The following is a 12141-nucleotide window of genomic DNA, read 5'->3' on the forward strand; positions in this document are numbered from 1 at the left end:
CTGAATTCTTAGTGTAGTTTCTCATGACATAACTCGTCATACAAATGTTGATACTGACTGATCATGCTTGTCAGACTATATTTTTCTTCGATACGTTTGCGCGCTTCTGCAGCGTGGAAAGATGCAAGTTCTGGCTGCTGCAGATAGCGCAAAAATGCATCGGCGAGTGCTTGCGGATCGTTAACTGGTACCAGACTACCCTGTACCTGATCTTTAATCACTTCAGGAATCCCACCAACCTCGGAGGCGACAATCGGCAGTCCTGTTGCCATTGCTTCTAAGAGCGCTATAGGCGTTCCTTCAGCAAAGGAAGGCAGCGTAAAGACTGAAAAGGTGCTCATTATTTGAGCAACATCACTCCGCGCTCCAGGTAACCAGACGAGTTCACTAATACCCGCGTCAACAACCTGTTGTTTTAGCGACCTAAGTAGCCGACCTTCGCCAATGATGCATAGCCTTAATTGATCTCGATAATGCGGACTTTCGTGCAATTTCTGTAATAAGACATGAAATGCTTCGATTAATCCTCGATGATTTTTGATGTCTCGGATTTGACCTACTGTTCCGATAACAAAATGCTCCCCTGGCCATGGCAATACCGTACTTTGTTCAGTTCGATGCGGCGCAAATTTGTCGGTGTCAACACCGTTAATAATCACACACTGCTTCTCTGATGGAATTTTGACCGTATCAAGCAGCCAGTTGTGCAAATCAGTCGATACTGAAACATAACGATCAATAAAAATTTGTAAGTGTCGCTTTAAGAAAATATGTTTCTTATTTGTTCCATTGACGTCGGACATGTCACGGCCATGTTCGGCATGGACACAAATCGGCACACCTGCTAATTTTGCGGTGAATGAATATTCAATAGCGGCAGTATTATAGGTATGTAATATTGCAGGGCGCAGTTTCTTTAGTAACTTCCATAATTTGAAATGGATCGACAAACCTAGCCCAGGTGGTTTGTTCAAAGCAAATATTTGAACATTCGGTTGCGTGATTTTTTTTGCAAAATCTGTAAAGTCAGTCAGGCAGACAATGGCGTGCCTGTATTTGTCAGGTGGTATTTTGTTGACGCAGTCGACGACTAATGTTTCTAGCCCACCAAAATCCAGATGGTATAGTAAATGTACAATCAGAGGCGAGTCTGTGAAAGTCTTTTGTTGCATACTATTTCTGCTTCCTGTTCTGATTTAAGCTCGCCTGAATTTGCATAAAATCGGCTTTGAGGAACTCGCGTATTGTCTGTCTTGCCTGTTCGGGACTGTCCGTAAAAGGAACCGCAAGAATGATAGCGGCGCCGTCATCTCCCTGAAGAGCGAGTTTGCCTCGGGTCTGTATTATCTTTCCCTTGATTTGACTCGACGAAAACTGACCATTAATCCAATTTGTTGACCAGATCATCAATTGCTGGCTGTTATTTGTGAGTTGGGTCTCATGGAACGGCAAAGTGATGATCTGATCATTAGTAGCCTCTGAAACTGGCTCTAATCGATCGGACTGCACTGTCTTGAGCCAGTGTGCAGCATTATCTTCGGTCATGGTGTTCGCACTGCTGATAAGCTCTGAGCCATGCTTCTGATTGCGGTAGTACTTGATCACGAGTTTTACGCGTAGATTATCTTTTGCAAAAGAGCGATCAAACTCAGCAACAGCAGGTAAGTATTGTGGCTGCCATGCAATGAATGCAGGAATCGTTGTCCAACTGGAAATAAAACTATCGAAACCGGGGACGTTGGCGTTGTAGTTCGATTGATCAATTGTGCGCTCGATAAGTGGAAAAATACTTAATAACAGAATCACGGACCCCGCAGCATGAACCCATTTTGTTTTGAATGAAAAAGGGAGGGGGATGGACGTCTGCTTTTTTCCTTCTGAGGTAAGTTCGAGCGGCATGTCGCGCCAGAAGTTGCCGATCCAGAACAAGACATAAATAACCAAGCCAAAGAAAAGCCAGCCATAAATCAAATGGTCAACGCCGACAGCTAAACGCATACTGCTGAGGTGGCCAATCATTACGATCATGTACGCTCGAAGTCCATTGGCCAAAATAGGCATGATGGTTGCCGCGATAACAAAAATGACGCGTTTTTTCCAATGGCTATACGATAAGTAGGCATACAGACAGCCCAACGTCACCGATGAGATCAGATACCGAAGTCCGCTACAAGCGTCAACGACAGACCATGTACCACTTGGAATAAAAAACGTACTACCGTTACGTAAGACTGGAATTCCAGTGATTTGCAATGCGGCAACGGTAAAATCAGCTGTGAAGTTGATGAGTGGTTGGAGTAATACGTCGCCAAACGGGACTGCAAACATCAGAAAGAACAGCGGAAAAATAATAATTTGAAATATCTTTACACCAAAGACCGTCAATACCAACAAGGGAAAGAAAGCCACAAAACTATACTGGCGGATGACTTGCACGTCGCCAATATCTGCCAAAATCCATCCGATCCCATCCAAAAGCATTAACGCCAGACCGGGCCAGAATGGTTGTACAAGTGTGCTATTCAAGTCGCTTCTTTTGCGCCAGATCAGCCACAGAGTGATCGGAAGAATAATGTAGCCATGTGCAAAAGTTTCCGAACTATTCCAAATCTCTACCAAAGAATAGGCAGTACCAAAATAAATGATAAACGGTAAAAGCAACAAGGTAACGATGAAGGTAGTCTTAAAAACTATCGGGGTACTAACTTGCTTCTCAGGTATCTGTGCCGTGTTCATGTTACTGAATATCCGAAGTGGTAGAAGTGAGCATGGAATCAATGGCTGAAAGATTGGCATGCCAGTTATAACTCTGCATAACCTTCGCGCGTGCTGCTAATCCTAAATTGTTTTGTTTCTGATCGAAAATTGCACAAACATGCGCAACAAACGCCTGTAAATTTGCCGCTAAAAGTAGTTCAGTACCTGGAGTTGCATCTATGCCTTCCAGTGCCTGTGCAGAAACCACGACGGTTCGCGCCATTGCCATCGCTTCCAGAACTTTGTTTTGCACGCCACGCGCAGTAAGCAATGGCGCGACGACTGCATCGGCGTGGTGAAGGTATGGCCGTATATCCGGCACACTACCCGTCACATGCACACCCTCAAGTTTCCCAACTTCAACCACACTTTCAGTCGGACGTGAACCTACGATATAAAATAATGCTGCTGGATGGTGCTTGCGGATCAATGGAAAAATATCCCTTGCAAACCAAGTTACCGCCTCACAATTTGGCCAGTAATCCATGGCACCAGTAAAAACAACGATATGCGATTGTTGTTCATAAGGATCGGGGAAGCTGTGTTCAGGCGAAAAATAATCGGTGTCGACACCATTATTGAGAAAGCCAATTTTGTCACTACTTTCAGGTGCAAGTCGTTTAAATAGATTGGCTTCTGCTTCAGAGACGAACAACGAATTATCAGAAGAAGCCGCGAGCTTACGTTCAAACCCTAGCAGGCGCTTGCCTTCCAGTCGATACAGCCAGCTCATCGGCCATGATTTGTTTTGCGCATATTGCAACCACTTATCAGAGTCAACGTCGACAAAGTCGACGATTATCTTAGCGTTGCTTATGTGGTCTACGTATTGTCCCATTGGGGACGAGAAAATCACAATATGCTGGATCTGACGGCGTTCTATAGTTTCATTGACCCATGCTTGCATTTTTGCCGTATAAAAGTAATCCTGAGAAAGAGGGCGGTTCAACACTAGAGCTTTTAAACTCCTGATTTTTGCTAAGAGTGGACGTAACAGTGAAAAATGCGTGTCCCCACAATAGGTTTTTACTTTGTCGATGTATTGCAGATCATCTTGATCATCGATATAACATCCAAGGTGTACCTGATATTGGGCGGCCAGATGTTTTAACAAATTAAACGACCGTATTTTGTCTCCTTTATTGGGTGGAAATGGAATACGGTGCACCAACAAAAGTAAATGTGCTTTATCTTTCATCTTCAGCCAAGATTCTTTACGATAAATGGACCGATGAAATTTGCTAATGGCAAAGGCATTCGGCGCCAAAGTTGAATAAAGCGCTGATATCGCGGATTGAGCGGGTTATTTTCAGGAAGACTCGAATTAGCGTGGAGCAGATATTCGTAGTGCAGTGGTTCCGCTTCGAAACCCCAGTTTTTTTTGAAATCAAAAGCACCGGTACCGCGTTTACTCCGACCAAAATCGAATATTTTATAGCCTCTGGCGCAGGCACGCCGCATCAGTTCCCAATACATGAAATCATTTCCAGCGACGGCTCTTGCTCTACTTGTACCACCACCGTAATAAGGTAAGACTTCGTCTTTGAAATAAAAACTTAATACGCTGGAAATCACTTCTTTTTCTTTCACTATCGTTAGAATTTCACAATCGTCTTTAAACACTTCTTTTAAAATTCGGAAATATTTTTTGGAAAAAACAGGAGTGCCCAGATTATGCACACTGCTCGCATAGGCAAAATAAAATCGATCGATATTTTGATCGATTTCACTGACGAGATTTTCTTTGATTCCCTTACGCACCATCGCTCTTTGCTTACGTGGTATTGCAAGCATATTTGTTTCTTCATCAGGGTCGATAGACTTACGGAAGGTAACGTAGAGGTCTTTACTAATCCAATCGGTGTTTTGAGGTTCACGATTGCGTAATTCCAGATACCCAACATTTAATTCAGCGGTGAGCTCTTGTGCCTTTTTGGTTAACGCTATTTTTGCAGCGTCAGAATGACTGGCTACCCCTCCATAGACGCAGAAGGGTAGGCCACTTAATGAGTGTCCGAATAATACACTTTTGACCTGTGCTAAAGGTAACACGCCAACGATTTCGCCATTTGACTGCGCATAAAGGAAAAACGTTTTATGGCCAAACGAGCGTTCAATCACAGTTTTCCAACCTGCTTTATGGAAAAAAGTAGCGTTCGTGCAAGTGTTTACAAAACTGTCCCAGCGGCTCTCATCTTCTGGTTGCATCAGTCTTATCGTTATTTCATTTTCAATCACTGGCACACCCATTTTATGCATTAACTCTAGGCTGGCTAGCGGCGTTGAGAAAAATATCATCCATACGACCCCAATCGAAATCAGTGATTAACTGTTTCAACTTCGCTTCATTTTTGGAGAGGTTAACGTAGTGGCGGAAACGTGTTTTCAAGTCAAGCGATTGTTGTACTGGCTGACCTGGATCTATTTCCCACGGATGGAAATAAAATATTCCTGGTTGTTGATCAACCTGATTAACACGATTGATCAGGAAGCGCGATAAAAAATACGGGAAGAGTCTGAAATAGCCTCCACCACCTGCGGGATAATTTTTCCCCAAAGCACGTATTGTTGAAATTGGTATTTCAAGCAATCCATTCGTTCCATTAGGATAGTAAGGAAATCGCGGTGCATCGCTAATTCCATAATGGTCATGCTGGATAGGATAAATGCTGGAGCTATATTTATAGCCAGCTTTCTGGAGTGTATCCAATGCCCACATTGATTGACGACCGATCGAAAAACTAGGTGCCCTATATCCGAGAACTGGTGTCGCAGTGAGTTCTTCAAGGATATGTTTACTACGGGAGATATCTTCAGCGAATTCTGCTTCATTTTGATCGGTAACACGCAAGTGCTCGTAGCCGTGGCTGGCAATTTCGTGCCCGCAAGCGTGGATTTTTTTGATCATTGCTGGATAACGTTCAGCAATCCAACCGAGCGTAAAAAACGTCGCTTTGACTTGTTCTGCATCGAGTAATGCGAGGATGCGATCAATATTTCGTTCAACGCGACAGTCCTGTTCAGGCCAGCTATCACGTGATATGTAGGGTGCTAAAGCAGACACCTGAAAATAATCTTCGACGTCTATCGTCATAGCATTACAGAGTCGATTTTCACTAGTTCCGCGCATTGAAGTTACCTGCAAAAAGGGTGATCAATAGTTCTAAATTACATTCTCGGAGTTTAATCCTGAGCATTATTCATTTTTGTTACCGGAACTATTTTTTTTACCGCGCCAATGACAGAAATCAAGGCTTTTTCCATGCGGGTTAGCCGTTCATCAACTAACGAAGAATAGGAATAGTTATCGCCAAGATTGTCGATTGCAATGGCTGTATTGATGATTGGTGTTGTCAACGGGACTTCACTTTCCTGTTGAATATCTTGAATCACCTTTTTTATTTCTGCTTCGCCAAAAATCAAAATTTCATCTAAAAAACCCATGAGTAACATGCGATCACAGAAAGAATTAATTTTTCTGGGGATGCCGCCGGTATACTCGTGAATTGCCTCGTAGGCATCTTGATTGATCTCTGGACTATTCTTCCAACCTACGGTATTGAGGCGATGCTCAATATAAGATTTTGTTTCGACAACATCGAGCGGACCCAAATGGTAGCTGGCGATAATACGCTGATACAATTGCTGCATATCCGGGCTGAGCATCACTTGTCTGAATTCAGGTTGGCCTAAGAGGAATGTTTGCAATAAACATTTATCGGCTGTCTGAAAGTTGGACAACATTCGTAATTCTTCAAGTGCGCGTGGCGTCAGATTTTGTGCTTCATCGACGACCAGCAGGGCACGTTTTCCTTGCCTGTCTATTTGAATTAAAAATTCTTCGATACGACGCAAGAGGGTAGCCTTACTGAGATTTTCATATTCAATACCAAAAGCTCCAGCGACCAAGCGCAAGATATCCTCTGAACCTACATGGGTGTTGACGATCTGTGCCGCTACGATGTTCTCGGTGACTAACTCAAGAAACAGGTTGCGCATGAGCGTTGTTTTACCTGCGCCAATTTCACCCGTAATGACAATGAATCCCTCGCCTTGTGAAATACCATATTCAAGATATGACATGGCACGCTTATGCCCCTTACTTCCGTAGAAAAAACGTGCATCTGGCTTCAATTGAAAAGGTTTGGATGACAACCCATAAAATTTTTCGTACATCTGAATCCCGTTATATGCTGAGTAAGAACGTCAAAGAGACTAAATTGTCTTTGAAATTGCTCGAACCAAAATTGGCACTATTGTTGATATGCTCAAATTGCATTGAAACTTTCAGCTTTGGTTGGAGTTGATAGTTAATGGCGGTCGTAAAGTTGTTGTTTTTAGAAATAGAACCATTACTTTCAGATCGAGTTTTGATATAGCTGTCCGTAAAAACCGCACTTGTGCGTGGAGAGATATTGTATGTCCATAAAATATTGCAACCGGTTTGCTTAGTATTACTCAATAAATTCGAATTGGTTGAAATGGCGGTGGCAGTATTTAACGACTGCTCTTCCCGAGAAATATCGAATAAGCTGAAAATCACCGTGTTTCGTGCGCCAGTTACTGCCATTGAAGCTTGGAGATTTTTCTGTAAATAAACCAGGTTTGTAATTGTATTTACCGGCATAGTTAACGTGCTAGGCAAACCAGTGTTGGCAATAAATGCATTAATCGCTTGCTGCCGTTGCGCCTGATTTGGAATGCTAGACTTCCAAAGGGTATCGAGAAAATCTGCAGTATTTGTGGTAGCTGGAATGAGAAACTGATCCCTACTTGTGATCAGCCCTTCGTTGTAACCTAATGACCAGACCGTCGCAAACGTACGTTCAGAGGCAGTTACTGAATAGGTGTCACCAAAGTAATGTTTGGTACCACTTACAGCAACGGATGTTCTTTCACTCGGCGTCCATGTAAAACCAGCAGTCCAAGTTTTTCCTTCAGGAGAATCACCACTCAAAGCGACATAGTTATTCTTCTCGTACCCCACACCTGCGTTGACAGAAAATTCGCGGCCGAAATGATAGGTAAGGTTGGCGCTCTCACTTTGCAGAGTGATCGTCGGTTGGTTGTTATAAAAAATATGTTCGTTGGAGTACTGCAAGTTCCATTCAAGAATGCTCGCACTCGAACCATTAGTTAAACTACCCTTAATGGTATTTCCTTTACTTCCGAAAGCACTTCCTTGACTTGACTCTACTGAGTCACGGCTAAAACGAATTTCACCGATAGTATTTGGATTGAAATTGCTTTTCAAATAGGGTGAAAGGCTATAGGTGCGAAGCTCCTGACGATTCGTGGAGAGGCTGAGGTTATTTGACGTGAGTGCGCCAAACGGGTTCAAGTTCTGTTGGCTAATAGCACCGTTGGCATCGAAAAAAAGAAGATTTTTAACAAACGTTGCCGTCGAATTTGCATTAAATATGTTATTGGTTCGTTCTGTATTCGCATCGCCACGGTAGATTAATTTCTGAATTTCTAAATTGGAGTTTAACTTAAGTGTTGAATTGTCTACTCTGAAATTTAATTGTGGACTTATCTCAGTGATATAAGCCTTACTCTGCGCGCCAGCAACAGTAAGGAAAATATTATCGTTATACGTTTCTTTAAGAGCAACAGATGGTTGAATAGTGAATTCTTCTGAGACAGCGTTCGATGACAAGGTCATCATTAAAGGTAAACCAATGACTCCAAACCAATCGGACTGTCGCCAATTCCGGTTATGTTTGGTTTTTTTAGCCATAGTAGTCACCATAAAAACCCGTGCCCTCATAGGTTGGTGCTTTGTTGTAAATCAGAGAGACATTGCTTGTTGATTTTAGCTGACTCAGTAAATCTTTAAGTGCATTTTGCGTTGTCGTTCCAGCTTCTACCACGAGCGCAATCTGTCCCATTTTTGACGCAAGTACACGTGCTTCTGTACTTAATAAGAGCGGAGGCGCATCAAATATGATGACGCGATCAGGATATCTGGTTGCGATTTCATCCAGGAAGAGACTCATCGACTGACTTGCGAGTAATTCAGTCGCATGTTTGTGATGTCTGCCTGAGCGTAATAAAGTCAATTTATCGATATTGGTACGTAGCAGAACATCGGACAAATCCAGATCTTTATCAAGCAGGATATCCATGAGTCCAGCTTTATTTTCTGCTTCTTCAGTGGTGCTTTTTAAGTATCTGCCTATCGATGATCGTGCCATATCGGCGTCCACGAGGAGGACGGTATGATCGAGTTCCAAAGCAATGCTGATGGCCAAATTGACTGAGCAAAACGTTTTACCTTCACCAGGCAAGGAACTAGTCACCATAATTAAATTTCTATGGTCAACGCCGTTGCTATCTTTAAAAATTTTATCCAGAAGTGGACGTTTTATGCGTCGGAATTCTTCAGAAATACTACTTCTGTCTGTATCCGGTGAAACCATCCCAAGTTGAACTAATTTCTTCAAATCGAATTCAACTCTTTTTGAATTCGTTGGCTCTGACTGTTCAGCAATCGATGCTATCGTATCTACGTTAGTAATCGGAGATGCTGCCTCAGATACGAACGACTGCGCAGTTTGCTGTGCACCACTCTCTTGCACGCCATTATCTTCTGTTGCTGAATTCTTGTTCAGGTCAAGTTTAATGATTGCTTTTTCAATAATACTCACGCTTGCTCCAAACTATGGTTTGAATGTCGAAAACTTCCGGCAAAATGCACGGTTAATAAAATGCAGGTCAATTTGTTGCGTAAATCACTGCCATCATGGCGACATAAAATACAAGCAGCAGGGATGCAGTGACGGAAAATATTTGCAAACTTCGTTTGCGGCGTTTTTGTTCCGCAGCGGTCCAATTCATCCCTACAGTGCCAATAATTGGCAGACCAGTTGCTTCTGCCAGTTCATACTGCGAATGGAACGTAGGCCTAATTTTGCTTAGAGCAATCGCTGACGATACGCCGATAACCAGTGCTGCCAAAAACGTCAAAGAAAAGAGCTTAAATCGATTCGGTCCCATCGGTGTAAGTGGGGTTGTCGGTGGATCAATCACACGGAATGTCATCATCTGAGTACTCGCATTCAGATCGCTAGAAATTTTTGCTGATTCCCTGCTTGCTACGAGTTTTTCATAGTTTTCTTTGATAATTGAATAGTCACGATTCAGCTGTGTTAGCTGTGATTCAATCTCAGGTGCCACTGTAGTCTGTTGTTTTGCCTTGACGTAACGCTGGCTGAATTCGTCAACCCTTGCGCGCATCGATGCAACTTTGGATTCGGCATCGGTGAGAGACACTTTCATTTGCTGGTACATTGGATTGTTCGACAGATTCGCGATCGAAGGCTTTCTGGTTTTTTCTTCAGAGAGCTTTTTAGCTTGCAGCTGTGCTAATAAACGCTTCGTTGCTACAATGTCCGGATGATCCTCTGTAAATTGCAACCGCAGATTATCCAAACCCTTTGAAATGGCTTGAATTCGGTCATCTAATTCAGGTGTTGCTACAGGGCTTGATTGCTCGCCGTTATTCTGAGGAGTTTCGATACTAGCGATTTGCCTTTTAATCGCATCTCTACCTTGAACCGCTTCTGCATATTCTAGTTTGGCTTGGCTGAGATTATCTGAAATTTCATTCAATTTAGATCCAAAGTCGCCACCTTCACGCGGCAACATGCCAGCGTTCTTCATTTTAAATTCTTTTAATGCATTTTCTGCTGTTGCAAGCTTTTCCTCGTAGGTTTTTATTTGGCTATTGATAAAAACGATTGCCTTAGCAGAGTCCTGACGTTCGTCGCCGATACTGCCTTCGACGAAAATAGTCAGCAACGATTGCACTACACTCTTTGCAATTTTGGGTGAGCGATCAGTATACGTAATGCTGTAAATATCGTTTTGCGTTGTGCTCGTGATTTTGATAGAAGAAATTAAGGTGTCGATTAATTTTTCTTTGTTCTTATCACTGCTTGCCAGCAAATCCATGTCAACCATGCGCATCACACGTTCAACATTAGGGCGGCTGACGAGGGTCCGACTCATTATCGAAACCTGTTGATCGACATTAGGCACACTCGTCATATTGGACAGCAGAGGCTTTAATATACTTTGCGAGTCGACGAATACACGTGCCGATGATTGATATTCGTCGGGCAGCTTAAAAATAACGATGAATCCTATAAGCGAGATGATCCAGGCAATATTAATTGCGTGCCAGCGATATATCCAGCCACCTCGAAAAATGGACTGTATCTGCTTGAGCATTTCTTCCATCAGTTTTCCCTTAGTGCAATTTGTATTTAATATTTTTTAAAACTTTAGCGATTCTACAAGTAAATTTGTAAGTAAATTTACAAATATGTGAAAAAACTCGAAATTTACGAATATTCAAGTATAAATATTTCATATTTGTCACTATTTGCTTTAAATGTAACAAAATATTGTCAAAATAGTGACTTTTTTAGTTGCATTCGATTTTACATTTTAAAAGGAAAAGCAGTGCAAATAGGCAATATTTGATGCTTTTAAACTATTTTGCAGAATAAAATTGTTAAATAATAATAGAAAATGTTGTGGTATGATAAACAACGTTAACCAACGTTAACTGTTAGTTTTAACAGGTTTTGCTTACATTCCGTAATGTGACGGAAACGTTTTTCGATGCATGCACATTGTTTTTTGGAGGTCTCCGATTTCCTTAAAACTCAGCTAACTTCAATAGGAAATCTCAGTGAATAAATTAACTTCAAATAAAACCCGTTCTTATTTTCTCGCACTAGTCATTGGTTGTTTCTCTATTTTGAGTGGCTGCGCGACCAATAACGAAGCGCTCCAATCGAGCAAAGTTTCAGCCACTACAAGCCCTGACTACTTGATTGGTGCTGGTGATGGACTAAATGTCATCGTATGGCGTAATCCGGAAGTGTCGATGCAAGTGACCGTACGCCCAGATGGCAAGATTTCGACGCCATTGGTTGAAGATTTGGTTGCAGATGGCAAAACACCTTCTGGTCTTGCACGTGAAATTGAGGCAAAGCTCTCCAAATTCATTCAGTCGCCGGTGGTTACCGTTGTAGTTACGACGTTCTCTGGTCCGTATCAAGAACAAGTGCGTGTGATCGGTCAAGCAGCAAAACCTGCGGCGCTGGCTTATCGCCAAGGAATGACCTTAATGGATGTGATTATTGCTGTAGGTGGTATGACTGAGTTTGCGGCTGGAAATAAATCCAATATTATCCGTGAAGAAGACGGCAAGCAGGTAAAGATCAATGTTCGCTTGAATTCGCTGCTGAAAGATGGCGATATTTCTGCGAATATTCCGGTCAAACCAGGCGATATTCTTGTTATTCCGCAAAGTCTGTTTTAATTTGATATCGATTTAACTTTGTTGATTTACAGGCTGCCAGACTGCCT

10 protein-coding genes are annotated in these 12141 nt (G+C 42.4%); 1 reads left to right on the forward strand and 9 read right to left on the reverse strand.

The features are described from left to right. Positions 1-8: 8 nt before the first annotated feature. From ACO0K1_RS07175 to ACO0K1_RS07215, 9 genes are all read right to left on the reverse strand, one after another. A complete protein-coding gene (locus tag ACO0K1_RS07175; protein WP_423024169.1) occupies positions 9-1172 on the reverse strand; it encodes a TIGR03088 family PEP-CTERM/XrtA system glycosyltransferase in 1164 nt (387 codons plus the stop codon). A 1-nt stretch (position 1173) separates the two neighbouring features. Continuing rightward, on the reverse strand, positions 1174-2736 hold the full coding sequence (xrtA, locus tag ACO0K1_RS07180; RefSeq protein ID WP_423024171.1) for an exosortase A: 1563 nt from the start codon (positions 2734-2736) through the stop codon (positions 1174-1176). A 1-nt stretch (position 2737) separates the two neighbouring features. Beyond that, complete coding sequence (locus ACO0K1_RS07185) at positions 2738-3955, reverse strand: TIGR03087 family PEP-CTERM/XrtA system glycosyltransferase (protein ID WP_423024173.1); 1218 nt, start codon at positions 3953-3955, stop codon at positions 2738-2740. 2 nt (positions 3956-3957) lie between these two features. Continuing rightward, positions 3958-4965, reverse strand: a complete 1008-nt coding sequence (locus tag ACO0K1_RS07190) for a FemAB family XrtA/PEP-CTERM system-associated protein (protein ID WP_423024268.1) — start codon at positions 4963-4965, stop codon at positions 3958-3960. Between the two features lie 43 nt (positions 4966-5008). Then, positions 5009-5887: an XrtA system polysaccharide deacetylase gene (locus ACO0K1_RS07195; RefSeq protein ID WP_423024175.1), complete on the reverse strand. Its 879-nt coding sequence runs from the start codon at positions 5885-5887 to the stop codon at positions 5009-5011. A gap of 53 nt (positions 5888-5940) precedes the next feature. Next, positions 5941-6933 (reverse strand): XrtA/PEP-CTERM system-associated ATPase, encoded by a 993-nt coding sequence (locus ACO0K1_RS07200; RefSeq protein WP_423024177.1) that lies wholly within the window; start codon positions 6931-6933, stop codon positions 5941-5943. Between the two features lie 10 nt (positions 6934-6943). After that, a complete protein-coding gene (locus ACO0K1_RS07205; RefSeq protein WP_423024179.1) occupies positions 6944-8497 on the reverse strand; it encodes a TIGR03016 family PEP-CTERM system-associated outer membrane protein in 1554 nt (517 codons plus the stop codon). Next, a complete protein-coding gene (locus ACO0K1_RS07210; protein WP_423024181.1) occupies positions 8490-9407 on the reverse strand; it encodes an XrtA-associated tyrosine autokinase in 918 nt (305 codons plus the stop codon). Before ACO0K1_RS07210 ends, ACO0K1_RS07205 begins: the two co-directional genes overlap by 8 nt. A gap of 67 nt (positions 9408-9474) precedes the next feature. Next, entirely contained in the window at positions 9475-11001 is a 1527-nt protein-coding gene (locus tag ACO0K1_RS07215; RefSeq protein WP_423024183.1) for an XrtA system polysaccharide chain length determinant, read from the reverse strand. A 457-nt stretch (positions 11002-11458) separates the two neighbouring features. Between ACO0K1_RS07215 and ACO0K1_RS07220 the strand changes: the two genes are divergently transcribed. After that, positions 11459-12094 carry an XrtA/PEP-CTERM system exopolysaccharide export protein gene (locus tag ACO0K1_RS07220; RefSeq protein WP_423024185.1) on the forward strand — a complete coding sequence of 212 codons (636 nt, stop codon included), beginning with the start codon at positions 11459-11461 and terminating at the stop codon, positions 12092-12094. The last annotated feature ends 47 nt before the right edge of the window (positions 12095-12141 follow it).

Source organism: Undibacterium sp. SXout20W, from assembly GCF_049340285.1.
In the GTDB taxonomy this organism is placed as follows: Bacteria; Pseudomonadota; Gammaproteobacteria; order Burkholderiales; family Burkholderiaceae_D; genus Undibacterium.

Bases quoted from the DNA above. Each gene is read 5' to 3' on its own strand.
- xrtA (WP_423024171.1), bottom strand. From the start codon at position 2,736: ATGAACACGGCACAGATACCTGAGAAGCAAGTTAGTACCCCGATAGTT.
- ACO0K1_RS07215 (WP_423024183.1), bottom strand. From the start codon at position 11,001: ATGGAAGAAATGCTCAAGCAGATACAGTCCATTTTTCGAGGTGGCTGG.
- ACO0K1_RS07205 (WP_423024179.1), bottom strand. From the start codon at position 8,497: ATGGCTAAAAAAACCAAACATAACCGGAATTGGCGACAGTCCGATTGG.
- ACO0K1_RS07175 (WP_423024169.1), bottom strand. From the start codon at position 1,172: ATGCAACAAAAGACTTTCACAGACTCGCCTCTGATTGTACATTTACTA.
- ACO0K1_RS07195 (WP_423024175.1), bottom strand. From the start codon at position 5,887: ATGCGCGGAACTAGTGAAAATCGACTCTGTAATGCTATGACGATAGAC.
- ACO0K1_RS07185 (WP_423024173.1), bottom strand. From the start codon at position 3,955: ATGAAAGATAAAGCACATTTACTTTTGTTGGTGCACCGTATTCCATTT.
- ACO0K1_RS07190 (WP_423024268.1), bottom strand. From the start codon at position 4,965: ATGCAACCAGAAGATGAGAGCCGCTGGGACAGTTTTGTAAACACTTGC.
- ACO0K1_RS07200 (WP_423024177.1), bottom strand. From the start codon at position 6,933: ATGTACGAAAAATTTTATGGGTTGTCATCCAAACCTTTTCAATTGAAG.